Origin of the sequence: Polaribacter sp. Hel1_33_78, assembly GCF_900106075.1 — a bacterium.
GTDB lineage: Bacteria > Bacteroidota > Bacteroidia > Flavobacteriales > Flavobacteriaceae > Polaribacter.
Map to the genome: position 1 here is coordinate 2,638,927 of NZ_LT629794.1, position 25,498 is coordinate 2,664,424.

The 25,498-nt window shown below is 32.5% G+C and carries 37 protein-coding genes; 2 read left to right on the plus strand and 35 right to left on the minus strand.

The annotated features are described in order from the left end of the window. Positions 1–5 precede the first annotated feature (5 nt). The 35 genes from BLT88_RS11385 to rpsL form a co-directional block, all read right to left on the minus strand. A complete protein-coding gene (locus tag BLT88_RS11385; protein WP_091954868.1) occupies positions 6–716 on the minus strand; it encodes a hypothetical protein in 711 nt (236 codons plus the stop codon). A 61-nt stretch (positions 717–777) separates the two neighbouring features. After that, positions 778–1,542 (minus strand): hypothetical protein, encoded by a 765-nt coding sequence (locus BLT88_RS11390; protein WP_157691217.1) that lies wholly within the window; start codon positions 1,540–1,542, stop codon positions 778–780. An 88-nt stretch (positions 1,543–1,630) separates the two neighbouring features. Beyond that, positions 1,631–2,326 (minus strand): hypothetical protein, encoded by a 696-nt coding sequence (locus BLT88_RS11395; RefSeq protein WP_091954872.1) that lies wholly within the window; start codon positions 2,324–2,326, stop codon positions 1,631–1,633. 569 nt (positions 2,327–2,895) lie between these two features. Further along, positions 2,896–3,369: a 50S ribosomal protein L17 gene (gene rplQ, locus BLT88_RS11400; protein ID WP_036783644.1), complete on the minus strand. Its 474-nt coding sequence runs from the start codon at positions 3,367–3,369 to the stop codon at positions 2,896–2,898. A 60-nt stretch (positions 3,370–3,429) separates the two neighbouring features. Then, on the minus strand, positions 3,430–4,422 hold the full coding sequence (locus BLT88_RS11405; RefSeq protein ID WP_036783642.1) for a DNA-directed RNA polymerase subunit alpha: 993 nt from the start codon (positions 4,420–4,422) through the stop codon (positions 3,430–3,432). 96 nt (positions 4,423–4,518) lie between these two features. Next, a complete protein-coding gene (gene rpsD / locus BLT88_RS11410; protein WP_036783640.1) occupies positions 4,519–5,124 on the minus strand; it encodes a 30S ribosomal protein S4 in 606 nt (201 codons plus the stop codon). A gap of 80 nt (positions 5,125–5,204) precedes the next feature. Next, on the minus strand, positions 5,205–5,588 hold the full coding sequence (gene rpsK, locus BLT88_RS11415; protein ID WP_036783638.1) for a 30S ribosomal protein S11: 384 nt from the start codon (positions 5,586–5,588) through the stop codon (positions 5,205–5,207). Between the two features lie 77 nt (positions 5,589–5,665). Continuing rightward, positions 5,666–6,031, minus strand: a complete 366-nt coding sequence (gene rpsM / locus BLT88_RS11420) for a 30S ribosomal protein S13 (RefSeq protein WP_036783636.1) — start codon at positions 6,029–6,031, stop codon at positions 5,666–5,668. Further along, complete coding sequence (gene ykgO / locus BLT88_RS11425; protein WP_004568720.1) at positions 6,031–6,147, minus strand: type B 50S ribosomal protein L36; 117 nt, start codon at positions 6,145–6,147, stop codon at positions 6,031–6,033. The genes rpsM and ykgO overlap by 1 nt, the downstream gene beginning before the upstream one ends. Before the next feature lie 16 nt (positions 6,148–6,163). Continuing rightward, a complete protein-coding gene (gene infA / locus BLT88_RS11430; RefSeq protein WP_004568721.1) occupies positions 6,164–6,379 on the minus strand; it encodes a translation initiation factor IF-1 in 216 nt (71 codons plus the stop codon). A gap of 1 nt (position 6,380) precedes the next feature. Then, on the minus strand, positions 6,381–7,703 hold the full coding sequence (gene secY, locus BLT88_RS11435) for a preprotein translocase subunit SecY (RefSeq protein ID WP_036783633.1): 1,323 nt from the start codon (positions 7,701–7,703) through the stop codon (positions 6,381–6,383). 13 nt (positions 7,704–7,716) lie between these two features. Continuing rightward, positions 7,717–8,166, minus strand: a complete 450-nt coding sequence (gene rplO / locus BLT88_RS11440; protein WP_036783631.1) for a 50S ribosomal protein L15 — start codon at positions 8,164–8,166, stop codon at positions 7,717–7,719. Positions 8,167–8,180: 14 nt separating this feature from the next. Further along, a complete protein-coding gene (gene rpmD, locus BLT88_RS11445) occupies positions 8,181–8,363 on the minus strand; it encodes a 50S ribosomal protein L30 (RefSeq protein WP_036783629.1) in 183 nt (60 codons plus the stop codon). Between the two features lie 11 nt (positions 8,364–8,374). Beyond that, positions 8,375–8,899 (minus strand): 30S ribosomal protein S5, encoded by a 525-nt coding sequence (rpsE, locus tag BLT88_RS11450; protein ID WP_052107482.1) that lies wholly within the window; start codon positions 8,897–8,899, stop codon positions 8,375–8,377. Between the two features lie 3 nt (positions 8,900–8,902). Next, complete coding sequence (gene rplR / locus BLT88_RS11455; RefSeq protein ID WP_036783625.1) at positions 8,903–9,253, minus strand: 50S ribosomal protein L18; 351 nt, start codon at positions 9,251–9,253, stop codon at positions 8,903–8,905. Positions 9,254–9,264: 11 nt separating this feature from the next. Continuing rightward, the gene (gene rplF, locus BLT88_RS11460) at positions 9,265–9,810 is read right to left on the minus strand and encodes a 50S ribosomal protein L6 (protein WP_036783623.1); all 546 of its coding nucleotides are present in this window, start codon (positions 9,808–9,810) and stop codon (positions 9,265–9,267) included. A 10-nt stretch (positions 9,811–9,820) separates the two neighbouring features. Further along, complete coding sequence (rpsH, locus tag BLT88_RS11465) at positions 9,821–10,219, minus strand: 30S ribosomal protein S8 (RefSeq protein ID WP_091954874.1); 399 nt, start codon at positions 10,217–10,219, stop codon at positions 9,821–9,823. 163 nt (positions 10,220–10,382) lie between these two features. Next, on the minus strand, positions 10,383–10,652 hold the full coding sequence (gene rpsN / locus BLT88_RS11470; RefSeq protein WP_087522448.1) for a 30S ribosomal protein S14: 270 nt from the start codon (positions 10,650–10,652) through the stop codon (positions 10,383–10,385). A gap of 3 nt (positions 10,653–10,655) precedes the next feature. Continuing rightward, complete coding sequence (rplE, locus tag BLT88_RS11475) at positions 10,656–11,207, minus strand: 50S ribosomal protein L5 (protein WP_036783617.1); 552 nt, start codon at positions 11,205–11,207, stop codon at positions 10,656–10,658. Between the two features lie 8 nt (positions 11,208–11,215). Beyond that, entirely contained in the window at positions 11,216–11,518 is a 303-nt protein-coding gene (gene rplX / locus BLT88_RS11480; protein ID WP_036783615.1) for a 50S ribosomal protein L24, read from the minus strand. 12 nt (positions 11,519–11,530) lie between these two features. Then, positions 11,531–11,899, minus strand: coding sequence for a 50S ribosomal protein L14 (rplN, locus tag BLT88_RS11485; RefSeq protein WP_004568733.1), 369 nt, complete (start codon positions 11,897–11,899; stop codon positions 11,531–11,533). Between the two features lies 1 nt (position 11,900). After that, positions 11,901–12,158 carry a 30S ribosomal protein S17 gene (rpsQ, locus tag BLT88_RS11490; RefSeq protein WP_018943599.1) on the minus strand — a complete coding sequence of 86 codons (258 nt, stop codon included), beginning with the start codon at positions 12,156–12,158 and terminating at the stop codon, positions 11,901–11,903. 20 nt (positions 12,159–12,178) lie between these two features. Then, the gene (gene rpmC / locus BLT88_RS11495) at positions 12,179–12,370 is read right to left on the minus strand and encodes a 50S ribosomal protein L29 (protein ID WP_091954875.1); all 192 of its coding nucleotides are present in this window, start codon (positions 12,368–12,370) and stop codon (positions 12,179–12,181) included. Between the two features lie 12 nt (positions 12,371–12,382). Beyond that, on the minus strand, positions 12,383–12,814 hold the full coding sequence (gene rplP / locus BLT88_RS11500; RefSeq protein ID WP_036783609.1) for a 50S ribosomal protein L16: 432 nt from the start codon (positions 12,812–12,814) through the stop codon (positions 12,383–12,385). A gap of 22 nt (positions 12,815–12,836) precedes the next feature. Further along, positions 12,837–13,565: a 30S ribosomal protein S3 gene (rpsC, locus tag BLT88_RS11505; RefSeq protein WP_036783605.1), complete on the minus strand. Its 729-nt coding sequence runs from the start codon at positions 13,563–13,565 to the stop codon at positions 12,837–12,839. An 11-nt stretch (positions 13,566–13,576) separates the two neighbouring features. Beyond that, the gene (rplV, locus tag BLT88_RS11510) at positions 13,577–13,981 is read right to left on the minus strand and encodes a 50S ribosomal protein L22 (RefSeq protein WP_036783603.1); all 405 of its coding nucleotides are present in this window, start codon (positions 13,979–13,981) and stop codon (positions 13,577–13,579) included. A 6-nt stretch (positions 13,982–13,987) separates the two neighbouring features. Beyond that, positions 13,988–14,266: a 30S ribosomal protein S19 gene (gene rpsS / locus BLT88_RS11515; protein WP_036783597.1), complete on the minus strand. Its 279-nt coding sequence runs from the start codon at positions 14,264–14,266 to the stop codon at positions 13,988–13,990. A gap of 6 nt (positions 14,267–14,272) precedes the next feature. Beyond that, positions 14,273–15,097 carry a 50S ribosomal protein L2 gene (rplB, locus tag BLT88_RS11520; RefSeq protein ID WP_091954877.1) on the minus strand — a complete coding sequence of 275 codons (825 nt, stop codon included), beginning with the start codon at positions 15,095–15,097 and terminating at the stop codon, positions 14,273–14,275. A gap of 11 nt (positions 15,098–15,108) precedes the next feature. After that, entirely contained in the window at positions 15,109–15,399 is a 291-nt protein-coding gene (gene rplW, locus BLT88_RS11525; RefSeq protein WP_036783594.1) for a 50S ribosomal protein L23, read from the minus strand. A gap of 9 nt (positions 15,400–15,408) precedes the next feature. Next, positions 15,409–16,038 (minus strand): 50S ribosomal protein L4, encoded by a 630-nt coding sequence (rplD, locus tag BLT88_RS11530; protein ID WP_036783593.1) that lies wholly within the window; start codon positions 16,036–16,038, stop codon positions 15,409–15,411. Continuing rightward, entirely contained in the window at positions 16,038–16,655 is a 618-nt protein-coding gene (gene rplC / locus BLT88_RS11535) for a 50S ribosomal protein L3 (RefSeq protein ID WP_091954878.1), read from the minus strand. Before rplC ends, rplD begins: the two co-directional genes overlap by 1 nt. Positions 16,656–16,945: 290 nt before the next feature. Continuing rightward, positions 16,946–17,251, minus strand: coding sequence for a 30S ribosomal protein S10 (gene rpsJ, locus BLT88_RS11540; RefSeq protein WP_004568745.1), 306 nt, complete (start codon positions 17,249–17,251; stop codon positions 16,946–16,948). Between the two features lie 19 nt (positions 17,252–17,270). Next, positions 17,271–19,388, minus strand: a complete 2,118-nt coding sequence (gene fusA, locus BLT88_RS11545) for an elongation factor G (protein WP_036783586.1) — start codon at positions 19,386–19,388, stop codon at positions 17,271–17,273. A gap of 5 nt (positions 19,389–19,393) precedes the next feature. Beyond that, complete coding sequence (gene rpsG, locus BLT88_RS11550; RefSeq protein ID WP_026775259.1) at positions 19,394–19,873, minus strand: 30S ribosomal protein S7; 480 nt, start codon at positions 19,871–19,873, stop codon at positions 19,394–19,396. Positions 19,874–19,900: 27 nt separating this feature from the next. After that, the gene (gene rpsL / locus BLT88_RS11555) at positions 19,901–20,275 is read right to left on the minus strand and encodes a 30S ribosomal protein S12 (RefSeq protein WP_018943587.1); all 375 of its coding nucleotides are present in this window, start codon (positions 20,273–20,275) and stop codon (positions 19,901–19,903) included. 391 nt (positions 20,276–20,666) lie between these two features. On the opposite strand from rpsL, the gene BLT88_RS11560 reads away from it, so the two are divergent. Both BLT88_RS11560 and BLT88_RS11565 read left to right on the plus strand, forming a co-directional pair. Beyond that, positions 20,667–22,115 carry a ShlB/FhaC/HecB family hemolysin secretion/activation protein gene (locus BLT88_RS11560; protein WP_091954880.1) on the plus strand — a complete coding sequence of 483 codons (1,449 nt, stop codon included), beginning with the start codon at positions 20,667–20,669 and terminating at the stop codon, positions 22,113–22,115. Between the two features lie 124 nt (positions 22,116–22,239). Next, positions 22,240–25,497 (plus strand): SusC/RagA family TonB-linked outer membrane protein, encoded by a 3,258-nt coding sequence (locus tag BLT88_RS11565; RefSeq protein WP_091955787.1) that lies wholly within the window; start codon positions 22,240–22,242, stop codon positions 25,495–25,497. The last annotated feature ends 1 nt before the right edge of the window (position 25,498 follow it).

The window sequence follows — 25,498 nt, forward strand, 5'->3', positions numbered from 1 at the left end:
TCATACTATAAACTAGTATTATAATTTAATATTTGTTTCACATCTTTTTCTTTTCGAAAAGATAAATTTTTAAGTTTAACATATTCCCTTGTAGCATCGATCCTATCACTATCAATTAAAGTTAATACTTTCCTTTTTGTAAATCTAAACTTGATTAAGGATTCACCCTTTAGAACATAAAATGTATTTTTTCGGATAATTTTGTCATTAACTCTATTAATCATTGGATTTGGAGAACCTTCTACCGTATGAAGATAGAAACTTTTTAAAATAGAAAATTTATCAGACTCAAAAAGAACTTCACAAATTGTTCTGCCCTTTTCTGAATAAATATTTTTGTAAACTTTATTATTCACAACTATTTTATCTATCCCATTCATGTTAAAAGTAAAAATAGAATCTTTACTTAACCTAGTTAGAAATAAATTTCTTTTAATATTTAAGTTAATATTTTTAAGAGAATATTTATAGTTGTCTTTTGTATAAACAACAGCTTTGTTCTCCCACTCATCAAAAAGATATTCTGTACCGTCGATTGCTCTTTTTGGATTGTAAAAATAACCTGACGTTCCATGACTTTGAATATTGGTAGAAGCCGCAGAAGTTAAATTAATCGAAGAATTTTGGGTAAATCCAGAATTCTCCTCTTGAGAATACCCCAGATAACCCGCTAAAATTATGATGATGTATGTAATATGTTTAAATGAATGTTTCACAGCTATGTTTTTATTATTTAAAATTAAAAAAGCAAATTAATAAAAAATATATTAAATAAAATTATAAATTATCACAATATTTTAAAATAACTTTAAGATCTTCAATACTCTTAAATGACAACCTATAATTTTTTATATATAATTTTAAATCTGCAATTTTGTTTTTCTCTACAAGGTACTTAATATTAGATTTTTTAAGTTTAAATGGTATTAGTTTATTTTTCTTTAATAAGTAATAATTACTTTTTTGTTTAATTTCACTGTCTGGTCTGTTTACCATAGGATTTTTAGATCTTTCAATAAAAGAAATAGAATATGCTTTTAATAGTGATATATTTTTACCGTCGTAGACAATCTCATGCAACTTCGTTGAATAATTATTTGGTTCTTCAAAATATTTAAAAGACCTACCATTAATCAATACCTTAGTAAATGAATTTTTATTTAATATAAAGGTAGAGTCCTTATCTATTTTAGTCATAAATGCATCTTTTTCGATATGATAATTAATGTTATTGAATAAATATTTCTTTTTACCGAGTATAACTTCACCATTATTGTCCCATGTATCAAATAAATAAATAGAACCTTTAATGTTTCTTTTTTCAAAGTCTATATCATCAAATTGAGCCAACATACCCAACATTTTAGACCATTCTCCGGAATTACCCAATCCGTCTGCATAACTATTAGTGCCATTCAAATTTTCCGCAGGAGGCATTCCTCCAGACATTTCAAGAGCTTCTACAAAGGTTTGTGAAAAGGAACTTAATGACAAAAGAAAAACTAAAGGAAGTAATAGTTTTTTAATTTTAATAGTTTTCATAGTTTTCATAGTTTTCATAGTTTTCATAGTTTTCATAGTTTTCATAGTTTTCATAGTTTTAATATTATGGTTAATTATTTAAATATTCTTATATGCTACCCGCATGTGTTAATATTCTTTTGACATCTTCTTCAATAAAATAAGATAATCTATTTCTTCTCACGTATTTTTTTAGATTCTCTAATTTAGATGAATGAAAAAGATTTAATACATTTTTTTTAGTGAGCTTAATTTTTGTAAACTCTTTGTCTTTATATATAAAATAAGAATATCTTTTTATTACTTTATCATTTGGCCTATTAATCATAGGATTGGCAGAAGCTTTAACATATTGAACATGAACACTTTTTAATAATGCAAATTTACTCGATTCATAAACCACTTGAAATATGCGTTTTTTTTCATTTAATATGTACTGCCTAAAAATTTTATTCTCAATAATAATCTTATCAACATTCTGTATATTAAAAGTATAAATAGAATCTACAGCTACTTTAGAAACAAATGAATTCATCTCTAGGTTTAAATTTATGTTTCTTAATAAATATGTGTAATTGTCTTTTGTATAAATCCTTGCATTATTTTCCCAATTATTAAAAAGATATACTGAACCCTCTACTTTTACTTTCGGATTGTAAAAATAAGCCATGGAACCATATGAACTTTGTACTGCACTGCCTGCTCTTAACACGGAAGAACCCGTATTATTAATAACCCCCTGATTATCTTGAGCATTTAATTGAAAAACACAAAAAAATAGAGTAATTAGAATAAAAATTTTCATAAGCTAATATATTATAATTAACCTAATACCTATCAAAAATAATGCCAATTAGAATAGGTCCGTTTATTAAAAAAAAGTAGCTTTAAATTATAAGAACAAAAAAAAATAAGTGATTTCCAAAAATTTAATAGTTATTAAAAAATATAATAAAAAAAAATAAGCTGATTTAAGCAGGAAATTGAGTCTCTAAATTATTGCAGATAAGAAACAAAAAGGTTATTCAGAATACCTAAAAAAACACAAAGAAGAAAATATTATTTTTTAGTAATACAAAAAGACGTAACAATAAATGAAGTTACAAATTCTATTATCACCAATTTGATAAAAGGAATCAGCAAATTTTTAATTGGATAATTAACTTGCTTAAATAATAAATCTTAAAATAAGATATAGCATCTACATTGATTCAAAAGGTTCATGGGTTACACCAAAAATTTGAAATACTTAAAGAATAATTGGTCACAACTTAAGTATGCATAATCACAAAGATGATCGTATTTAGGCCTAAAAAAAAAGGTTGAAGAAAATTTAATTTCTTCAACCTTATATTTAATGATACAAAATTTGAATTATTCTTCAGATTTTGTTTCTGTTACCGTTTCTTCTACTTGAGCAACATCAGCTTTTTTGCTTCTTCCTCTACGTGTAGATTTTTTAGCTTTTGTACCTTTAGGATTATAAATTTCGTTGTAATCAACTAATTCTACCATTGCCATTGGAGCATTATCTCCTTGACGATTTCCTAACTTGATGATTCGAATATAACCTCCTGGTCTGTCTGCAACTTTAACAGAAATTTCTTTAAACAATTCCGTTACAGCAAACTTATCACGTAGATAAGAGAATACAACTCGTCTATTGTGCGTTGTATCTACCTTAGATTTTGTAATTAATGGCTCAACAAATACTCTTAAAGCTTTCGCTTTTGCTACAGTAGTGTTAATACGCTTGTGCTCTATTAAGGAACAAGTCATATTTGCTAACATCGCTTTCCTGTGCGCTGTTTTTCTACCTAAATGATTGAATTTTTTTCCGTGTCTCATGACGTTTGTTTTATGCTTTCATCTTGCATCTACTCATTATGAGGAGCAAAATATGAAAGGTTAATCTCTATCTAATTTGTATTTTGTTAAATCCATTCCGAAGTTTAATCCTTTAACAATAACCAATTCTTCTAGCTCTGTTAATGACTTTTTACCAAAATTACGAAACTTCATTAAATCACTCTTATTAAAAGAAACTAAGTCTCCTAAAGTATCTACTTCTGCTGCTTTTAAACAATTTAAAGCCCTAACAGAAAGATCCATATCGATTAATCTAGTTTTTAACAATTGACGCATATGCAATGATTCCTCATCATACGTTTCGGTTTGTGCAATTTCATCTGCCTCTAAAGTGATACGCTCATCAGAGAATAACATAAAGTGGTGAATTAATATTTTTGCAGCTTCCGTTAAAGCATCTTTTGGATTGATTGACCCATCAGTATCTATATCGAAAATTAACTTCTCATAATCCGTTTTCTGCTCTACACGAAAATTTTCAATGGAATATTTCACATTCTTAATTGGCGTGTAAATAGAATCAGTAAAGATTGTCCCTATTGGCGCAGAAGCTTTTTTATTTTCCTCTGCAGGCACAAATCCTCTACCTTTTTCTATAGTAATCTCTGCATTTAATTTTACAGATTTATCCATATTACAGATAACCAAATCTGGATTCAATACTTGGAAGCCAGAGATAAATTTCTGCAAATCTCCAGCAGTAAATTGCTCTTGTCCAGAAACTGAAATTGAAACAGTTTCTCTATCAGTTTCATCTATTTGTTTCTTAAAACGAACTTGCTTCAAGTTTAATATAATTTCAGTAACATCTTCTACAATTCCAGGAACCGTAGAAAACTCGTGTTCTACACCATCTAATCTTAATGATGTAATTGCAAATCCTTCTAAAGAAGATAAAAGTACTCTTCTTAATGCATTTCCTACAGTTAAACCAAATCCTGGTTCTAAGGGTCTGAATTCAAATCTACCAGTAAAATCAGTAGATTCAATCATTATTACTTTATCGGGCTTTTGAAAATTTAAAATTGCCATATGTTTCTTCTTTTTAATTGCTAATTAGTTGCGCGGCATATAAGTCTGAAGAAATACAAACATACCCTTTGGCTAAATTGCAATATTATTATTTTATTACTTAGAATATAATTCAACGATTAATTGCTCTTTGATATTTTCTGGAATCTGTAATCTTTCTGGCACTTTTACAAAAGTCCCAGTTTTAGTATCTGTATTCCAAGTTAACCATTCAAATACATTGCTGTTAGACGCTAATGCATTCTCGATAGCTACTAAAGATTTAGATTTTTCTCTCACAGCAACAACATCACCTTCATTTAAACTATATGATGGAATATTAACAATTTCACCATTCACAGTAATGTGTCTATGAGATACTAATTGGCGTGCTCCACTTCTTGAGTTAGAAACACCCATTCTGTAAACAACGTTATCTAAACGAGATTCACATAATTGCAATAAGATTTCACCTGTAATACCTGAAGCAGATTGTGCTTTTTTAAACAAGTTACTGAATTGACGCTCTAATATACCATAGGTATACTTTGCTTTTTGCTTCTCCATTAATTGAGTAGCATATTCAGATTTTTTTCCTCTTCTTCTAGCATTACCATGCTGTCCTGGAGGGAAATTCCTTTTCTCGAAGTTTTTGTCTTCTCCAAAGATTGCCTCGCCAAATTTACGAGCAATTTTAGTTTTTGGTCCTGTATATCTTGCCATTTCTTTTTTGTTATAGATAGGGATTATGAATTAAGGCTAATCCTTCGATAATCTAATTCCTATCAAGTTAAAATATTTAATTATACTCTTCTTCTTTTCGGTGGACGACATCCATTGTGAGGCATTGGTGTAACATCAATAATTTCTGTTACTTCAATACCTGTATTGTGGATAGACCTAATTGCAGATTCTCTACCATTACCCGGTCCTTTTACGTAAACTTTTACCTTACGTAAACCTGCTTCTTTCGCAACGTTTGCACAATCTTCTGCTGCCAACTGAGCCGCATATGGAGTATTCTTTTTAGAACCTCTAAAACCCATTTTCCCTGCAGATGACCAAGAGATCACATCGCCTTTTTTATTTGTTAAAGAAATAATGATATTATTAAAAGATGCCGTTACATGTGCCTCTCCAATAGCATCAATAATTACTTTACGTTTTTTTGAACTTGCTTTTGCCATAATTTTTCAGTTTTAGTAATTTAGTTTTCCATTGTATAGCTCAAAGCCATAATTAGATCTTGATTACTTTATCTAACTTATTTTTTCTTGTTAGCTACAGTTTTTCTCTTACCTTTTCTTGTACGAGAGTTATTCTTAGTTCTTTGTCCTCTTAATGGAAGACCAAGTCTGTGACGAATTCCTCTTTGACAACCGATATCCATCAATCGCTTGATGTTTAACTGTACCTCAGAACGTAATTCTCCCTCTATTGTGAAAGATCCTACTTGTTCTCTAATTGCTGCGATTTGATCATCAGTCCAATCTTGAACCTTAACGCTCTCATCTACTTTTGCTTCTGCTAAAACTTGTTCAGCTCTGCTGCTTCCTATACCAAAGATGTAAGTTAAAGCGATAACTCCTCTTTTATTCTTTGGAATATCAATACCTGCTATTCTTGCCATTACCCTTGTCTTTGTTTAAATCTAGGATTTTGTTTATTAATTACGTATAATCTACCTTTTCTGCGCACTATTTTGCAGTCGGCACTTCTCTTTTTAACTGATGCTCTAACTTTCATCTGTTTTGTTTTGTTTTTAGTATCTGTAAGTAATTCTTGCTTTTGATAAATCGTATGGACTCATTTCTAATTTCACCTTATCTCCAGGCAATAATTTGATATAATGCATACGCATTTTACCAGAAATGTGAGCCGTAACAATATGTCCATTTTCTAATTCTACACGAAACATGGCATTTGATAATGCTTCTGTAATTGTTCCATCTTGTTGAATTGCTGATTGTTTAGCCATATTATTTATTCGATTTTCTGTTGCTGTTTCCCGCCTTCATTAATCCGTCATAATGACGATTTAACAAATACGAATTAATCTGTTGCATTGTATCTATGGCAACACCCACCATAATAATTAATGATGTTCCTCCATAAAACATAGCCCAACTTTGTTGAACTCCAAACTGAACTACAATTGCTGGTAGAATAGATAATGCTGCTAGAAATAATGAACCTGGAAAGGTAATTCTAGACAAAACAGAATCTAATCTATCTGCTGTATCTTTTCCTGGTCTAATTCCTGGAATAAAACCACCACTCCTTTTTAAATCTTCTGCCATTTTATTCGTAGGAATAGTAATGGCTGTGTAGAAATAACTAAAAATAATAATTAAAAATGCAAATATAGCATTATATCCAAAACCATTAATATCCTGCAAACTTGCCATAAACGGAAATTTTTGAGCTAAAGCAACAGGTGCAAACATAATCGCTTGTGCAAAAATAATTGGCATTACACCAGCTGCATTCAATTTTAATGGTATATAATCTCTAGACCCTGCAACATTTTGTATGTTTCCTGCAACAGTTCTTCTGGCATATTGTACTGCGATTTTTCTTACGGCAGTTACTAATAGCACAGTTAATAAAATTACTACAAACCAAACAATAATTTCAATTAAAACCATCATAATACCTCCCGCTCCTGCATTTGTTGTTTTTGCAACAAATTCTTGCAGAAATGCTGCTGGAAAGTTAGCTATAATACCAACAGTAATTAATAATGAAATACCATTACCAACACCTTTGTCTGTAATACGCTCTCCTAACCACATTGCAAATATTGTTCCTGCCGTAAGAATTATGATCGATGAAATCCAAAAAGTTGGACCACTCACTAAAAAAGCTTCAGGACCTAAGCCAAACTGAGTTTTAATAGCAGTAATATACGTAGGCGCTTGCACTAACGTAATACCTATGGTTAACCATCTCGTAATTTGTGTAATTTTTTTACGTCCACTTTCTCCATCTTTCTGTAGTTTCTGTAAATACGGAACCGCAATTCCCATTAACTGAACTACAATAGAAGCAGAAATATATGGCATTATACCGAGTGCCATTACTGACGCCCTAGCAAATGCTCCACCTGTAAATGCATTCAATAAACCTAAAAGACCCCCAGAAGTACTTTCTTTCAATGCCGTTAATTGTAATGGATCTATTCCCGGTAAAGGAACAGCAGCCATAAAACGATACACAGCAATTAAACCGATCGTAAGAAGAATCTTGTTTTTCAACTCTTCAATGCTAAAAATGTCTTTTAATCTATTAATAAAATTCATCATTTACGGGTTGTTATAAAGTAACAGCTTCACCTCCAGCAGCTTCAATAGCCGCTTTTGCTGTTGCTGTAAATTTATGTACAGTTATATTCAATTTAGCTTTTAATTCTCCACCACCTAATATTTTTACTAAGTCGTTTTTACCTGCCAATCTATTAGCAATTAAAATATCTAAATTAACTGTATCTGTTATTTTTCCACTATCAACTAAAGCTTGTAATTTATCTAAATTGATACCTTGATGCTCAATACGGTTTATATTTGTGAAACCAAATTTTGGCACACGTCTTTGCAGTGGCATTTGACCTCCTTCAAAACCGATTTTTCTAGAATAACCTGAACGAGATTTTTGACCATTGTGACCTTTTGTAGCGGTACCACCTTTTCCAGATCCTTCACCTCTTGCAATTCTTTTTCCTTTTTTAATGGAACCCTCTGCTGGTGTTAAATTATGTAAACTCATTTTTTATAAATATCTTATTTAATTTCTTCGAAAGAAACTAAGTGTTTAACTGTATTTACCATACCAACTATAGAAGGAGTTGCCTCATGCTCTACAGTTTGATTCATTTTACGTAAACCTAATGCTTCTAAAGTTCTTTTTTGACTCTGAAGACGCCCGATTTGACTTTTTACTTGTGTAACTTTAATTCTTGCCATCGTTCCTAGATTTAACCGTTAAATACTTTCTCTAAAGAAATTCCTCTTTGTTCAGCAATAGACGCTGCACTGCGTAACTGTAATAAAGCATTAAAAGTTGCTTTCACTACGTTATGAGGATTTGAAGATCCTTGAGATTTTGATAACACATCATGAATACCTACTGATTCTAATACGTGTCTTACAGCACCCCCAGCGATAACCCCTGTACCGTGAGATGCAGGCTTTAAAAACACCTTTGCACCTCCAAATTTACCTTTTTGTTCATGAGGTAAAGTTGCTCCTAAAATAGGAATTCTTACTAAATTCTTTTTTGCATCTTCAATTGCCTTTGCAATTGCAGATGCAACATCCTTAGATTTACCTAGTCCATGACCAACAACACCATTACCATCTCCAACAACAACAATTGCTGAAAATCCAAATGCTCTACCACCTTTAGTTACTTTCGTAACACGTTGTACACCTACTAATCTATCTACAAGTTCTAATCCACTTGGTTTTACTCTTTCTACGTTTTTATAACCTTGCATAATTTCTTAAAATTTTAAACCAGATTCTCTTGCAGCTTCAGCTAATAACTTAACTCTACCGTGATATAAATAACCATTTCTATCGAAAGCAATAGTTTCTATTCCAGCTTTAGAAGCTTTTTCCGCGATTGATTTCCCAACTGCAGTTGCTGCTTCTACCTTCGTAGTTGCTTTTATTTCTTTATCTCTAGATGAAACAGAAGCTAATGTTACTCCGTTTACATCGTCCACTAATTGAGCGTAAATCTCTTTGTTACTTCTATAAACCGATAACCTTGGTTTAGTAGCAGTACCAGATATAATTTTTCTGATTCTACGCTTAATTCTAGTTCTTCTTTGTAGCTTTGATAATGCCATAATGCTATATATTATGCAGATTTACCTGCTTTTCTTCTTAATATTTCACCAACAAACTTAACACCTTTTCCTTTATATGGCTCTGGTGCTCTGAAAGAACGAATCTTAGCAGCAATTTGACCAACTAACTGTTTGTCAAAAGAAGATAATTTAATGATTGGGTTTTTCCCTTTCTCTGATATTGTTTCAACCTTAACTTCTGGAGCTATTTCCAAAACAATATTATGAGAGAAACCTAAAGCTAAATCCAATTTCTGTCCTTGGTTCGATGCTCTATAACCTACACCTACCAATTCCAAATCTTTAGTCCAACCTTTACTTACGCCTTCAATCATATTATTGATTAAAGCTCTCATTAAACCATGCTGTGCTTTATGGTCTTTACTTTCCGATGCTCTATCTAAAGTGATAATTCCATCTTCAATTGTTACTGTAATACCTTTAGAAATAGTTTGGGTCAATTCACCTAACTTCCCTTTTACAGTTATTACATTGTCTTTTATGTTTACATCTACACCTTGTGAAATGCTAACGGGATTTTTTCCTATTCTACTCATTTCTTATAGATTAATAAACATAACATAAAACTTCTCCTCCAACATTCTCTAGACGTGCTTTTTTATTTGTCATTACACCTTTCGATGTAGAAACAATAGCAATTCCAAGACCATTTAATACTCTTGGCATCTCTGTAGAGCCAACATATTTACGTAAACCTGGTGTACTAATTCGTTGAATTTTTCTAATTACTGACTCTTTTGTTTCTCTATCATATTTCAAAGCTATCTTAATTGCTCCCTGAACCTTATCGTCATTGAACTGATAACTTAAAATATAACCTTGATCAAACAAAATTTTAGTCATTTCCTTCTTCAAGTTTGAAGCTGGAATTTCTACTACTCTGTGTCCTGCTGCGATAGCATTTCTTACTCTAGTAAGAAAATCCGCGATTGGATCTGTATACATATTTATTTAAATTGCGATTACGGTTTTCAAAATATCTCTATTTATGCTACAGATTTCTCTGTGATAATTGAACCTTTAATCAGTTAACATTCTTTTACTCAAAAAAAATAGAGCGTGCAAACATACACATTCTATTTTTATTAATAAGCTTTATTTCTAATTTCTACCAACTTGCTTTTTTAACACCTGGTATTAATCCTTGATTTGCCATTTCCCGAAACGTAACACGAGATAAACCAAATTGTCTCATGTAACCTTTTGGGCGTCCAGTTAATTTACATCTATTGTGCATTCTAACTGGTGAAGCGTTCTTTGGTAATTTTTGCAATGCTTCATAGTCTCCAGCTTCTTTTAACGCTTTTCTCTTTTCTGCATACTTTGCAACTGTTTTCGCTCTCTTACGTTCGCGAGCTTTCATTGATTCTTTAGCCATTTCTTAATTTTTTTTGAATGGTAAACCTAATTCTCCTAATAATGACTTTGCCTCCTTATCAGTATCCGCCGATGTTACAAATGTAATATCCATACCGTTAATCTTCTTAACTTGGTCAATATTAATTTCTGGGTAAATGATTTGTTCAGTAATTCCTAGATTGTAATTACCTCTACCATCAAAACCGTTCGCCTTTATACCGTTAAAGTCTCTTACACGTGGCAGAGAAGCCGTAACTAATCTATCTAGAAACTCATACATTTTATCTCCACGTAAAGTAACTTTTACCCCAATTGGCATACCTTTACGCAATTTAAATGCTGCAACATCTTTTTTAGACATCGTAGAAATTGCTTTTTGACCAGTAATTTTCGTTACTTCTTCTAAAGCGTAATCTATTAATTTCTTATCTGCAATCGCAGCTCCAACACCTTTAGAAATAACAATTTTTTCTAATTTAGGCACCTGCATTACATTCTTATAACTGAATTCTTCAGTTAGAGCATTAATAACTCTTTCCTTGTATTCTGATTTTAATCTTGGTACGTAACTCATGATTATTCTTATTTTTTAGTTTTTTTAGAGACTCTAGTCTTAGTATCTCCATCAACCTGATAACCTACTCTTACCGCAACACCGTCTTCAACTAACATTAAGTTAGATATATGAAGTGAAGCTTCTTTTTTTACGATACCACCTTGAGGGCTTTGAGCACTTGGCTTAGTATGTTTAGATACTAAATTTACGCCTTCAACTAAAACTCTATCCTTGTCTTTGATGATTTGTATCACCTTACCTTCAGATCCTTTATGATCTCCTGCAATTACTTTTACAGTATCTCCTGATTTAATTTTGAACTTCTTCATTTTATGAATGATTTAAAGCACTTCAGGTGCTAATGATACTATTTTCATGAATTGTTTCTCACGAAGCTCACGCGCTACAGGACCAAATACACGTGTTCCTCTCATTTCCTCTGTAGGATTTAAAAGAACACAAGCATTGTCATCAAATCTAATATATGATCCATCCTTACGTCTTACTTCTTTTTTCGTTCTCACAACAACTGCTCTAGATACTTGACCTTTTTTTACAGTTCCGTTAGGAGTTGCAGATTTAACCGATACAACAATTTTGTCTCCAATACTTGCGTAACGTTTTCTTGTACCTCCTAAAACTCTAATTACTAAAACTTCTTTAGCTCCAGTATTATCTGCTACTTTTAATCTTGATTCTGTCTGTAACATATTATTTAGCTCTTTCTAGGATTTCTACTAATCTCCAACGCTTAGATTTACTCATAGGTCTTGTTTCCATGATTCTAACAGTGTCTCCTTCGTTACAATCATTCTTTTCGTCGTGTGCAACGTACTTTTTCGTCTTTAATACGAACTTTCCGTACATTGGGTGTTTTACTCTTTTAGTTTCTGCAACAACAATAGACTTTTCCATTTTGTTACTAGACACAACACCAATTCTCTCTTTTCTAAGATTTCTTTTTTCCATCTTTAAAACTGACTATAGAATTATTGTAATTCTCTTTTTGTTAATTCTGTTGCAATTCTTGCTACAGTTCTTCTTAAACCTCTCAACTGCAATGGATTTTCCAAAGGAGTTATTGCGTGAGCCATTTTAAGATCAGTATAATTCTTTTGCAACGCTCCAAGTTTCTCAGTAAGATCTACTATGGATAATTCTTTTATCTCTATTTGTTTCATTTTTGTTTAGAATTATGCGTTAATATCAAAATCTCTTGCTACTACAAACTTCGTTCTTACTGGAAGTTTTTGAGCTGCTAAACGTAAGGCTTCCTTTGCCACCTCCATTGGTACACCACCAACTTCAAACAATATTCTACCTGGCTTAATAACTGCAACAAAATGATCTGGTGCTCCTTTACCCTTACCCATACGAACCTCTAAAGGTTTCTTTGTAATAGGCTTGTCTGGAAATATTTTAATCCATAACTGACCTTCTCTTTTCATGTGACGCGTTGCCGCGATACGAGCTGCTTCAATTTGACGTGAAGTTAACAAGTTTTGGTCCATAGATTTGATCCCGAACATTCCGTTAGAAAGCTGATTCCCTCTACCCGAAATACCGGTCATATTTCCTTTCGCCTTCTGTACCTTACGGTATTTTACTCTTTTTGGCTGTAACATTTTTAATTTCTAATTTTAAAAATTATTTTCTTCTACGAGGTTGCGGTCTTTTTCCTCTATCTCCACCACCTTTATTACCACCAGATTGCTTCTTAGACAAACCAACTAACGGCGACAACTCTCTTTTACCATATACCTCACCTTTCATTATCCATACCTTAATACCTAATCTTCCATAAGTTGTATGAGCTTCAACAAGTGAATAATCAATATCTGCTCTAAATGTAGAAAGCGGTATTCTACCTTCCTTAAAGTGCTCTGAACGTGCCATCTCAGCTCCATTTAAACGACCTGAAATTTGGATTTTAATTCCTTCAGCATTCATTCTCATTGTAGCTTGAATAGCCATTTTAATAGCTCTCTTATAAGAAATTCTATTTTCAATTTGACGAGCAACACTAGTTGCTACTAATCTTGAATCCAATTCTGGACGTTTGATTTCAAAAATATTGATTTGAACTTCTTTACCTGTAATTTTTTTTAGCTCTTCTTTTAACTTGTCTACCTCTTGTCCCCCTTTCCCGATAATAATACCTGGTCTAGCTGTAGTGATAGTAACGGTTACAAGCTTTAAAGTACGTTCAATAATTACACGAGATACACTTGCTTTCGATAATCTAGCATGAATATACTCTCTTATCTTATAATCTTCAGCAATTTTATCTCCGTAGTCATTACCACCATACCAATTAGATTCCCAACCTCTGATGATTCCTAAACGATTTCCTATTGGATTTGTTTTTTGTCCCATTTCTACTTAGATTAATTACTTAAATTTTTACTTCCTAACTCTAAAGTTACGTGATTAGAACGCTTACGAATTCTATGAGCACGCCCCTGTGGAGCTGGTCTTAATCTTTTTAACATTCCTGCGCTGTCTACACAGATTGTTTTTACAAACAACCCCGCATCCTCAATTACTGCACCTTCATTTTTAGCTTGCCAGTTTGCAATCGCAGACAGTAACAATTTTTCTAAATTTATAGATGCTTCTTTTGGACTGAACTTTAAGATTTGTAAAGCTTTTTCAACTTCTACTCCTCTTATTTGATCTGCTACTAAACGCATTTTTCTCGGTGACGTAGGACAGTTAGTAAGCTTAGCGAAAGCACGTTGCTTTCTGTCTGCTTTTAACTGATCTGCCATATTTTTTTTACGAACTCCCATTGCCTACTATTTTTTACCTTTATTTTTTGCACCAGCGTGTCCTCTAAAAGAACGTGTTGGTGAAAATTCGCCTAATTTATGCCCTACCATGTTTTCCGTTACATAAACTGGTACAAACTGACGTCCATTATGAACTGCAATTGTCTGTCCTACAAAATCTGGAGTAATCATACTTGCCCTAGACCAAGTCTTAATTACAGTTTTGCTACCAGCGTCTACATTGGCTAACACTTTTTTCTCTAACTTATAGTGAACGTAAGGTCCTTTTTTTAATGATCTTGCCATAACTTATTATTTCTTTCTACGTTCTATAATGTATTTATTACTAGCCTTAGTCTTAGATCTAGTTTTAAATCCTTTAGCAGGAATACCATTTCTAGATCTTGGATGACCTCCAGAAGCACGACCTTCACCACCACCCATTGGGTGATCGACAGGATTCATTCTTACCGCATTTACTCTTGGTCTTCTACCTAACCATCTTCTTCTACCTGCTTTACCAGATACTAATAACTGATGATCTGAATTAGATACAACTCCTATAGTAGCCAAACAAGTTAACAAGATTAATCTTGTTTCACCAGAAGGTAACTTTACAGTTGCATACTTACCATCTCTTGCCATTAATTGTGCAAAAGAACCCGCAGAACGAGCCATAACAGCTCCTTGACCTGGACGTAATTCTATACAAGAAATCGTAGTCCCTAAAGGAATTTCGCTTAATGGCATTGCATTACCAATCTCTGGTGCAACTCCACTACCTGCAATAATTATTTGACCTACATTTAAACCGTTTTGTGCAATTACATAACGTTTTTCTCCATCAGCATAACTTAGTAAGGCAATAAATGCCGTACGATTTGGATCGTACTCTATAGTTTTTACTGTAGCAGGAATACCATTCTTATCTCTTTTAAAATCGATAATACGATATCTTTGTTTATGACCACCTCCTATATTACGAGTTGTCATTCTACCTTGACTGTTTCGACCTCCAGATCGTTTTTTCGGAGCAAGTAAACTTTTCTCCGGCTTATCAGTTGTTATGGTGTCGAACCCATTTACAACTCTAAAACGCTGACCTGGTGTTATTGGTTTTAATTTTCTAACTGACATTCTGTCTTTTCTTAAAGATTGTTATAAAAATCAATGCTTTCTCCTTCTGCTACCTGAACGATAGCCTTCTTATACCCACTCTTTATACCAGTTACTAAACCTTTTTTAGTAAACTTGGTATTTCTTTGAATTGGATAATTTAAAGTCTTAACGTTTAAAATAGAAACTCCATATGCTGCTTCAACAGCACCTTTGATTTCTAATTTATTAGCTTTTTTATCTACAACGAACGTGTAACGATTAAATAATTCACTATCGCTTGTTGCTTTTTCCGTAATAATAGGTTTTATTAAAATACTCATTTCGAATCCCTATTTGCTTAAATTTGTATTAATTCCTTCTAAAGAACTCTCAGTAATTATCACTTTATTAGCGTTTAAAACACCATAAGTATTAATTTCTGAAGCTTTAACAACTTTAGACTTTTTTAAATTACGTGATGATAAATACACATTAGTATTTTCACTACCTAATACAAACAATGACTTTTTAGCCTCTAAATCTAATGCCTTTAAAACATCTAAGAAATTCTTCGTTCTTGGAGTTTCAAAATCAAAATCTTCTACTACTACTAAATTTTTATCGTTTGCTTGAATACTTAAAGCAGACTTACGTGCTAAACGCTTTAAGTTTTTATTCAATTTAAAAGAATAATCTCTTGGCCTTGGACCGAACATACGTCCTCCACCTCTAAAAACTCCAGACTTAATTGATCCTGCTCTTGCAGTACCAGTTCCTTTCTGTTTTTTTATCTTTCTTGTAGACCCAGTAATTTCTGCTCTTTCTTTAGCTTTATGCGTACCCTGACGTTGATTTGCCAAATATTGCTTAACATCTAAATAAACAGCGTGATCATTAGGCTCTATACCGAATACATCCTTAGAAAGTTCAACTTTCCTTCCTGTATCTTTTCCTGTAATATCTAAAACTGATACTTTCATTATTTCTGAATAGTTACAAAAGCATTTTTGTGTCCAGGAATTGCTCCTTTAACAACAAGTAAGTTCTTTTCAGCAACTACTTTTAATACTTTTAAGTTTTGAACTTTCACTTTATCTCCACCCATTCTACCTGCCATACGCATTCCTTTGAATACTCTTGCAGGATAAGATGCAGCACCAATAGAACCCGGGGCTCTTAATCGGTTATGTTGACCGTGAGTAGCTTGACCTACACCAGCAAATCCATGGCGTTTTACAACACCCTGAAAACCTTTACCTTTAGATACACCAGATACATCAACGAATTCGCCTTCTTCAAAATGATCTACAGATATAGAATCACCTAATTTAAATTCTCCTTCAAAGCCTTGAAACTCAACTACCTTTTTCTTAGCAGTTGCGCCAGCTTTTTTAAAGTGACCATCTAACGCTTTGTTAGAACTTTTCGCCTTTTTGTCATCGAAACCAAGCTGTAAGGCACCATAGCCATCTACCTCTTCGGTTCTAACTTGGGTGACAACACAAGGACCTGCTTCGATAACTGTACAAGGAATATTCTTCCCGTTAGCATCAAATAAGCTGGTCATCCCAATTTTTCTTCCTATTAACCCAGACATTTAGTTAAAATTTTAGACGATAGATTTAATTATCCAGCGCGTCTATTATTAATAATTATTTGTTCGAAACTATTGTTTCATTTAACTCTTTCGAGTTGTTTCCAAAAAAAAAAGCGTAAAACAAATTCAACGCTGATTTTGTTTTTACCGTTTTTCCTTCGCGCAACGCTCCAGACATGTTACTATAATTGAATTTTCACTCAAAAACAGCATAACCCGACTATGTTTCGGGCTGCAAAAATATAAAAAACTTTCGGTTTAACAAAATTAAACCGAAAGTTAATATTTACTTATACTTTAATCTCAACTTCAACTCCACTCGGCAACTCTAATTTCATTAGAGCATCAATAGTTTTCGAAGAAGAACTATAAATATCTAATAATCTTTTGTAAGAAGCTAATTGAAACTGTTCTCTAGATTTTTTATTTACGTGTGGTGAACGTAATACTGTAAAAATCTTTTTATGTGTTGGTAATGGTATTGGTCCATTTACTACAGCACCAGTACTTTTTACCGTCTTTACTATCTTTTCAGCAGATTTATCTACTAAATTGTAATCGTAAGACTTTAATTTTATTCTAATTTTTTGACTCATCTTATATTATTTTAGTAGGTTATCCTTTTGCTTTTGCTATTACTTCTTCTGAAACATTTGAAGGAGTCTCTGCATAGTGTGAGAATTCCATAGTAGAAGTTGCTCTACCTGAAGACATCGTTCTTAAAGCTGTTACGTATCCAAACATTTCAGATAGAGGAACAATTGCTTTTACCACTTTAGAACCTGCTCTGTCTGACATATCATTTACCTGACCTCTTCTTCTATTTAAATCTCCTACGATATCTCCCATATTTGCCTCTGGAGTCAGAACTTCCAACTTCATTAATGGCTCCATAATCTTTGCTTTTGCAGACTTAGCAGAAGCTTTATAACCCATTTTTGCAGCTAACTCAAAAGATAATGCATCAGAATCCACTGCGTGGAAAGAACCATCTCTTAATGTAACTTTCATTGAATCCATTTCATAACCTGCTAAAGGACCATTCTTCATAGCTTCCTTGAATCCTTTCTCTACAGAAGGAACAAACTCTCTAGGCACATTTCCACCTTTAATAACAGATGCAAATTGTAATCCTTGAACACCTTCATCAGCTGGACCGATAGTAAATACAATATCAGCAAATTTACCACGACCACCAGATTGTTTCTTATAAATCTCTCTGTGTTCCGCTTGAGCTGTAATAGCTTCTTTATATTCCACTTGAGGTTGACCTTGGTTGACTTCAACCTTAAACTCACGTCTTAAACGATCTACAAGTACATCTAAATGCAACTCTCCCATTCCAGAAATAATAGTCTGGCCTGAGGCTTCGTCTGAACGCACAGTAAAAGTAGGATCTTCCTCCGCTAACTTAGCAAGTCCAATTCCTAATTTATCAACATCTGCTTTCGTTTTAGGCTCGACAGCAATACCAATTACTGGATCTGGAAAATCCATAGACTCTAGTACTAACGGGAATTTTTCAGCAGTTAAAGTATCTCCTGTTTTAATAGATTTAAAACCTACAGCAGCACCAATATCTCCAGCTTCAATATAATCAATTGCATTTTGCTTATTAGCATGCATTTGATAAATACGTGAAATACGTTCTTTTTTACCTGAACGGTTATTTAACACATAAGAACCTGCATCTAAACGACCTGAATATGCTCTAAAGAATGCTAAACGACCAACAAAAGGATCTGTAGCAATTTTAAAAGCTAAAGCAGCGAAAGGCTCCTTTACATCAGGTTTACGCAATTCTTTTTCTTCTGTATCTGGGTTTACACCTACAATACCTTCTTTATCCATAGGAGAAGGTAAATAACGACAAACAGCATCTAATAGAAACTGAACACCTTTATTTTTAAATGCAGAACCACAAATCATAGGAATGATAGCCATATCCATTACAGCAGCTCTCAATGCATTATGCACTTCTTCTTCTGTTATAGAATCTTCATCTTCCATGAATTTTTCTAACAAGTTCTCATCATAACTTGCTACTTCTTCAATAAGGTTAGCACGTAATAATTTAGCTTCCTCTTTTAATTCTTCAGGAATTTCAACAATATCAAATGTTGCACCCATTCCTTCTTCATGCCATATAATAGCTCTATTTTTAACTAGATCTACAATACCTTTAAAGTTCTCTTCGTCACCAATATTTAAAACAATTGGCACTGCATTAGAACCTAACATTGTTTTTACTTGATCACAAACCATCATAAAATCAGATCCTTGACGATCCATTTTATTAACAAAACCAATTCTTGGCACTTTATAATTATCAGCAAGTCTCCAGTTAGTTTCAGATTGAGGCTCAACACCATCAACTGCACTAAATAAGAAAACTAAACCATCTAATACACGTAACGAACGATTTACTTCAACAGTAAAATCTACGTGACCAGGAGTATCAATTATATTAAAATGGTAATCCTTTGTATCATCAACTGGAGCATTATTCTCCGTAGGAAACTGCCATGTACAAGTTGTTGCTGCAGAAGTAATGGTAATACCTCTTTCTTGCTCTTGCTCCATCCAGTCCATTGTAGCTGCCCCATCATGCACTTCTCCAATCTTGTGAGAAACACCTGTGTAGTACAATACACGCTCAGTAGTTGTGGTTTTACCAGCATCAATATGTGCTGCAATCCCAATATTTCTTGTGAATTTTAAATCTCTAGCCATTTCTATTAAAATCTGAAGTGAGAGAATGCTTTGTTAGCTTCTGCCATTTTATGAGTATCAGTACGTTTTTTAACTGCTGCACCTTCTTCTTTAGCTGCTGCTAAAATTTCTGCTGCCAAACGTTGTGCCATGGTTTTCTCATTTCTCTTACGAGTATATAAAATCATCCACTTAATAGCCATAGATACTTTACGATCTGGTCTAATTTGCATAGGAATTTGGAATGTTGCTCCACCAACACGACGAGATCTTACTTCCACGTGTGGCATTACATTTGACAAACCATCTTTCCAAATTTCCAAAGCCGATTTTTCCTCGCCTTCTCCTTTTCTTTCTTCTACGAGCTCTAACGCATCGTAAAACACTTTAAACGCTACTGACTTCTTACCACTCCACATTAAGTTATTCACAAAACGTGTTACGAGCTGATCATTAAATTTAGGATCTGGTAATAAGACTCTTTTTTTTGCTGCTCTTTTTCTCATGTCTTTACATTAAAAAAGTTACTAATTTTACTTTTTTGGGCGTTTTGCACCATACTTAGACCTACGTTGAGTTCTTCCCTCAACACCTGCTGTATCTAATGCTCCACGTACCACGTGATATTTAACACCTGGTAAATCTTTTACCCTTCCACCTCTAACTAATACTATCGAGTGCTCCTGTAAGTTATGTCCTTCACCTGGAATGTATGCGTTTATCTCATTACCATTTGTCAATCTAACTCTGGCAACTTTACGCATCGCTGAATTAGGTTTCTTTGGTGTTGTAGTATAAACACGTGTACAAACTCCACGCCTTTGAGGACAAGACGACAAAGCAGCCGATTTACTCTTCTTAGTTATTTTGGTTCTTCCTTTACGAACTAATTGTTGAATAGTTGGCATACTAAATAATTACTGTTTTTCGTTTATAATTAAACATTGTCTCTTTTTTAAGAGTGCGCAAATGTACAATTAAATTCTAATTATTCAAATATCAGTCAGTTATTTTTTCTAAATCATTATTTTTTACTTGATTTTCTAGATTTTCTTTTACATTTGAACCTAATAATTTAATTATTTTGAGACAAAAAGCGATTCATTTTATATCCATAATTTATTTTATATTTTGTTTTGAAACTTTCTTTTCACAAAATTAACTTTAAAACTTTCCTCTAAAAATAAAACCGAAATTTTAGTTCTAGATAGAATTAATTACACAAACAAACACAAGGATACAATTTCGTTAAAAAAAGAAATCAATAGGGTTTCTGATTATTTAAAAAACAAAGGGTACTTGACCACTACAATAAGCGAGATTAAAAAAGAAAACCTCGAATATGTTGCCTACTTTTCTTTGAAAGTAAAAATAGAGCGTGTAGTTCTTAACATTAACAAAAACTCAGAAATTGATCTCAATCAAGCAAGAAACGAAAAAGGAACTATTTCAATTCCTATCGAAAAACTGCAGCCTACGCTATCTAACATTTCTAAAAAACTTGATAAAGAAGGAAAATCCTTTTCTAAAATCAAGTTAGAAAATATTGTCATAAAAAATAAAACAGTTTTTGCTGATTTAATGATATCAAAATCAAAAAAAAGAATGATTAACAAGATCATTATAAAAGGCTATGAAAATTTCCCAAAATCTTATTTAAAAAACTATTTTAACCTAGAAACAAATACCGTATTTAATCAACCAAAACTGCAAGAATTATCAAAAGCATCAAAAAGTTTGAATTTTATTACAGAAATAAAATCTCCTGAAGTATTATTTACGCAAGATTCTACTTTTGTTTATATGTATTTAAATAAAAAACAAAACAATAGTTTTGATGGTCTGGTTAATTTTGCATCTAAAGAAAACGGTGACATTTTATTTAATGGCAATATTGACTTAAAATTAAACAACATCTTAAATAAAGGTGAAAAGTTTGAAGTGTTCTGGAACAGCATTGGAGCAGAAAAACAAGAATTTAAACTAAAAACTGAAATTCCTTTCATCTTAAAATCAAAATTTAGTCCTCAAATAGCTTTCTCAATATATAAACAAGATTCTACTTTTTTAAATACTAAGTTTGATTCAAAATTATATTATAATGTAAACAACAAGTTAAAACTTGCACTCACCTACTCCTCTGAATCTTCAGAGACGCTAAACAACAATACAATTAATAATATTAAATCATTTAGGAATTCATTTTTAGGGTTTCAATTGAAATATAAACTTCCGAAAAATGACATATTCTATAGTGATAAATTTAACTTAGAAATTAATCCAACATTTGGAAAAAGGAAAATAAATCAAAATTCTTATAATCAAATAAAAATTAAAGCTTCTGCTTCCTACATATATGATTTAAATATCAGAAACAGTGTTTATATTAGATCGCAACTAGGACATCTAACTTCCGCTAATTTTATTGACAATGAATTATTTAGAATTGGCGGTGCTCAGTCCATTAGAGGTTTCAATGAACAAAGTATCCTTGCAAAAAGTTACATCCTAGTGAATATAGAATATCGTTTTTTGGTTTCAAATACCTCTTTTTTGTATACAATCACTGATATTGGCAATTTTAAGACAAATTTCAACACAGACAACCTTACAGGAATCGGTTTGGGTTATTTATTTAACATAAATAAATCGCAAATAAAATTAAGTGGGGCCATTGGAAAAAATTCAACTCAAAGCTTTGGTTTTAAACAAAATAAAATCATAATAAATTGGTTGAGCTATTTTTAAATATTCAATAATTCTCTTTCGACTTAACATTTTATTAACTTTTTTATGATTTTTTATGTTAAATAATTGTTTAATTAAGTTTTATTTAAGACTTTTGGGATTAATTAATTCAAATAATTATACAATGAAAACAAAGTTTAATGGAATTTTAACGCTATTACTGGCGTTTGTCGTGCAAATATCATTTGCACAAGAAAAGACTGTTACTGGAACTGTTTCTGATGATTCAGGTCCTTTACCGGGAGTTAGTATATTAGTGAAAGGTACTACGAGAGGTACTGACACCAATTTTGATGGTAAATATTCGATTAAAGCTAAAACTGGCGATGTTTTAACTTTTAGATACCTCGGATATGAAACTATTAATAAAACAGTTGGATCTTCTAACGTAATCGATGTCTCTTTAAAAGAAGGCGGTCAGATTTTAGAAGAAATTGTTATCACTGCACAAGGTATAAAGCGTGAGAAAAAAGCTTTAGGTTATGCAGTTGCTGAAGTTGGTTCTGAAGATATAGAACAACGAGCAGAAGGTGATGTTGCTAGAATATTATCAGGAAAAGCATCTGGTGTACAAATTACTTCACAAAGTGGTACTTCTGGTTCTGCAACAAACGTAGTAATTAGAGGTTATTCTTCTATTAACGGAAGTAACCAAGCATTATTTGTAGTAGACGGTGTGCCATTTAGTAGTGATACGAATGCACAAGGAAACTTCCTTAATGGTAATGTTGGTTCTAGTAGATTTTTAGATTTAGATCCTAACAATATCGCGAGTGTAAGTGTACTTAAAGGTTTAGCAGCAGCTACATTATATGGTACTGCTGGTAGAAACGGTGTAATTGTAATTACAACGAAAGCAGGATCTGCTTCTTCGGGAAAAAAGAAGAAAAACGAAATTACAATTAATCAATCTTTCTTCGTAAACGATATCGCATCTGTACCTGATTATCAAGATCAGTATGGTGGTGGTTTTGACCAGTCTTTTGGTTGGTTCTTTAGTAACTGGGGACCTTCTTTTAATGCTGACGGTGTAGATGGTTACAATAATGACCCTGCTGGAACTATTCAGCCTGACGGTACTGTGGAACATCCTTATGGTTCTTCTGCTTTCTTAAATAACTTTTTAGGAGGAAATAACATTTTAAATAACCAATTTACAGGTGAAAGATATGAATGGAAACCTTACAACAGTGTTGAAAATTTCTTTAGATCTGGTTCTGTTCAAAATCTTTCTGTAAACTTCAATGGTTCTTCAGATAGTGGTGATGTTACCTATAATGCAAATTTCGGTCATTTAGATGAAGAAGGATTTACTCCTGGAAACAGAGTTGGTAGAACTACATTATCTTTAGGTGGACGTGCAAAATTATCAAACAAATTCACAGTTAGTGGATCTATGAATTATTCTCAAAACAAAGTGGTTTCGCCACCTGTTGCTGCGAGTAGAGGAAATGGTACATTAGGTTGGTCTACTTTTGGTAATGTATTCTTTACACCAAGAAATGTAGATTTAATGGGTTTACCATTTGAACTACCAGAAAATGGTGGTAGTATTTATTACCGTAATGGTAACGATATTATCAATCCACTGTGGTCTATAAAAAATGCACAAAATGGGCAAGTAACTAACAGGGTATTTACATCTGCAACATTATCTTATGAAATCACTGAAAATTTAGGTGTTTCTTATCGTGCAGGTATTGACTTTTATAATGAAAGAAATAAAGCTTACTCAAACAAAAATGGTGTGAATTTCAACAATGCTATTTTTGGTTTCTTAGATACATATGACAATAACGTAAGTATTTTTGACCACTATTTAGCTTTTAATGGTAGTTATGATTTATCAGAAGATTTTAGTTTAAGTTTTGTTGCCGGAGGTACATCTCGATCTAGAACTTTTGATCAACAAGGTGTTTCAAGTACTGGCCAAATTGTATTTGGTGTATTACAACACTTCAACTTTGAAAATCAAACACCAATTCAATTTACATCAAAAAGAAACATTGTAGGTGTTTTTGGTGAAACGGCTATTGATTTCAGAAACTATGCATATGTTACTTTATCTGGTAGAAATGACTGGGTATCTAACTTACCAACTGAAAACAACAGTTTATTTTACCCAAGTATTTCTGGTTCTTTTATTCCAACCGCAGCATTTGAAGGTTTAAAATCTGACAGTGGAAAAGGATTAAACTATTTAAAAGTTAGAGCTGGTTTAGGACAATCTGCAGGTTTCCCTTCTGGATATCCAACAATAAATACAGTATCGCAAAGCACACAAGTTAATGCTGGTGGTTTTGGCCCGATAACAACTAACAGTGTTAGTGATTTTCAAGCAAATCCAAATTTAAAACCTGAGTTAATTAGTGAAATTGAAGTTGGTTTTGATGCTCGTTTTTTAGACAACAGAATTGATGTAAGTTTTTCTTATTTTGACAGAACAACTAAAGATTTAATAGTAACAAAACCTTTAGCACCAACTTCTGGATTTACATCTACACAAGCCAATGTTGGTAAAGTAGAAGGTAGTGGAGTTGAAGTAGATTTAGGTCTAGATATATTTAAAAATGATGGTGACGGTTTTAATTGGAACTCTCGTGTTAACTTTACACAAAGTGAGCAAATTGTTACAGAACAAGAAGACGACCAGATTTTATATGCAGGTTCTGCAAGCGCAAATCTTGGAGCAAACGCAGCGATTAAAGGTGAACAATTAGGTGTTATTGTAGGTACAAGAATTAGAAGAAATGATGCTGGAGAGTTTTTAGTAGGTTCAAATGGTAGTTACTTATCAGAAAGTAATGTTGTTTTACCTGATGGTAGATCGATTACTCCTATTATTGGTAATCCAAATCCAGATTATGTAATGAACTTAAACAATACATTATCTTATAAAAACTTTACTTTTAGCTTTCAAATAAACCATACAAAAGGTGGAGACATTGCAAGTAGTACAATTGCTACTTTATTAGGTAGAGGGTTAATAAATGGTGATAGAAATAAAACGTTTATTTTACCTGGTATTTTAGAATCTACAGGAGAAGCAAATACATTGCAGATTAATAATTCTCAATACTATTTTTCTAACTTATTGTTTGGTCCAAAAGAATTAACAATCTATGACGCATCTGTATTAAGATTACAAGAAGTTTCACTTGGATATTCACTTCCACAGAGTGCTTTAGACAAAACTCCTTTTGGTGCAGTATCTTTCACATTTAGTGGATTTAACTTATGGTATGATGCATACAATACTCCAGATGCTGCTAACTTTGACCCTAACGTAGCAGGTGTTGGTGTTGGTAATGGTAGAGGATTCGATTATTTAAACGGACCTAGTTCTAAGCGTTATGGTTTTAGTGTAAAACTATCATTTTAAT

Coding starts and splice junctions, on each gene's coding strand:
- BLT88_RS11390 (WP_157691217.1), bottom strand. CDS start 1,542: ATGAAAACTATTAAAATTAAAAAACTATTACTTCCTTTAGTTTTTCTT.
- BLT88_RS11395 (WP_091954872.1), bottom strand. CDS start 2,326: ATGAAAATTTTTATTCTAATTACTCTATTTTTTTGTGTTTTTCAATTA.
- rplQ (WP_036783644.1), bottom strand. CDS start 3,369: ATGAGACACGGAAAAAAATTCAATCATTTAGGTAGAAAAACAGCGCAC.
- BLT88_RS11405 (WP_036783642.1), bottom strand. CDS start 4,422: ATGGCAATTTTAAATTTTCAAAAGCCCGATAAAGTAATAATGATTGAA.
- rpsD (WP_036783640.1), bottom strand. CDS start 5,124: ATGGCAAGATATACAGGACCAAAAACTAAAATTGCTCGTAAATTTGGC.
- rpsK (WP_036783638.1), bottom strand. CDS start 5,588: ATGGCAAAAGCAAGTTCAAAAAAACGTAAAGTAATTATTGATGCTATT.
- rpsM (WP_036783636.1), bottom strand. CDS start 6,031: ATGGCAAGAATAGCAGGTATTGATATTCCAAAGAATAAAAGAGGAGTT.
- ykgO (WP_004568720.1), bottom strand. CDS start 6,147: ATGAAAGTTAGAGCATCAGTTAAAAAGAGAAGTGCCGACTGCAAAATA.
- infA (WP_004568721.1), bottom strand. CDS start 6,379: ATGGCTAAACAATCAGCAATTCAACAAGATGGAACAATTACAGAAGCA.
- secY (WP_036783633.1), bottom strand. CDS start 7,703: ATGAATTTTATTAATAGATTAAAAGACATTTTTAGCATTGAAGAGTTG.
- rplO (WP_036783631.1), bottom strand. CDS start 8,166: ATGAGTTTACATAATTTAACACCAGCAGAGGGTTCCATTAAAAAAGGA.
- rpmD (WP_036783629.1), bottom strand. CDS start 8,363: ATGGCAAGAATTAAAGTTACACAAGTAAAAAGTCAAATCGGGCGTCTT.
- rplR (WP_036783625.1), bottom strand. CDS start 9,253: ATGGCATTATCAAAGCTACAAAGAAGAACTAGAATTAAGCGTAGAATC.
- rplF (WP_036783623.1), bottom strand. CDS start 9,810: ATGAGTAGAATAGGAAAAAATCCCGTTAGCATTTCACAAGGTGTAGAT.
- rpsH (WP_091954874.1), bottom strand. CDS start 10,219: ATGTATACAGATCCAATCGCGGATTTTCTTACTAGAGTAAGAAATGCT.
- rpsN (WP_087522448.1), bottom strand. CDS start 10,652: ATGGCTAAAGAATCAATGAAAGCTCGCGAACGTAAGAGAGCGAAAACA.
- rplE (WP_036783617.1), bottom strand. CDS start 11,207: ATGAGTTACGTACCAAGATTAAAATCAGAATACAAGGAAAGAGTTATT.
- rplX (WP_036783615.1), bottom strand. CDS start 11,518: ATGAAGAAGTTCAAAATTAAATCAGGAGATACTGTAAAAGTAATTGCA.
- rplN (WP_004568733.1), bottom strand. CDS start 11,899: ATGTTACAGACAGAATCAAGATTAAAAGTAGCAGATAATACTGGAGCT.
- rpsQ (WP_018943599.1), bottom strand. CDS start 12,158: ATGGAAAAAAGAAATCTTAGAAAAGAGAGAATTGGTGTTGTGTCTAGT.
- rpmC (WP_091954875.1), bottom strand. CDS start 12,370: ATGAAACAAATAGAGATAAAAGAATTATCCATAGTAGATCTTACTGAG.
- rplP (WP_036783609.1), bottom strand. CDS start 12,814: ATGTTACAGCCAAAAAGAGTAAAATACCGTAAGGTACAGAAGGCGAAA.
- rpsC (WP_036783605.1), bottom strand. CDS start 13,565: ATGGGACAAAAAACAAATCCAATAGGAAATCGTTTAGGAATCATCAGA.
- rplV (WP_036783603.1), bottom strand. CDS start 13,981: ATGGGAGTTCGTAAAAAAAATATGGCAGATCAGTTAAAAGCAGACAGA.
- rpsS (WP_036783597.1), bottom strand. CDS start 14,266: ATGGCAAGATCATTAAAAAAAGGACCTTACGTTCACTATAAGTTAGAG.
- rplB (WP_091954877.1), bottom strand. CDS start 15,097: ATGTCAGTTAGAAAATTAAAACCAATAACACCAGGTCAGCGTTTTAGA.
- rplW (WP_036783594.1), bottom strand. CDS start 15,399: ATGAGTATTTTAATAAAACCTATTATTACGGAAAAAGCAACAAGCGAT.
- rplD (WP_036783593.1), bottom strand. CDS start 16,038: ATGAAAGTATCAGTTTTAGATATTACAGGAAAAGATACAGGAAGGAAA.
- rplC (WP_091954878.1), bottom strand. CDS start 16,655: ATGTCTGGGTTAATAGGAAGAAAAATTGGGATGACCAGCTTATTTGAT.
- rpsJ (WP_004568745.1), bottom strand. CDS start 17,251: ATGAGTCAAAAAATTAGAATAAAATTAAAGTCTTACGATTACAATTTA.
- fusA (WP_036783586.1), bottom strand. CDS start 19,388: ATGGCTAGAGATTTAAAATTCACAAGAAATATTGGGATTGCAGCACAT.
- rpsG (WP_026775259.1), bottom strand. CDS start 19,873: ATGAGAAAAAGAGCAGCAAAAAAAAGAGTCTTATTACCAGATCCTAAA.
- rpsL (WP_018943587.1), bottom strand. CDS start 20,275: ATGCCAACTATTCAACAATTAGTTCGTAAAGGAAGAACCAAAATAACT.
- BLT88_RS11565 (WP_091955787.1), top strand. CDS start 22,240: ATGAAAACAAAGTTTAATGGAATTTTAACGCTATTACTGGCGTTTGTC.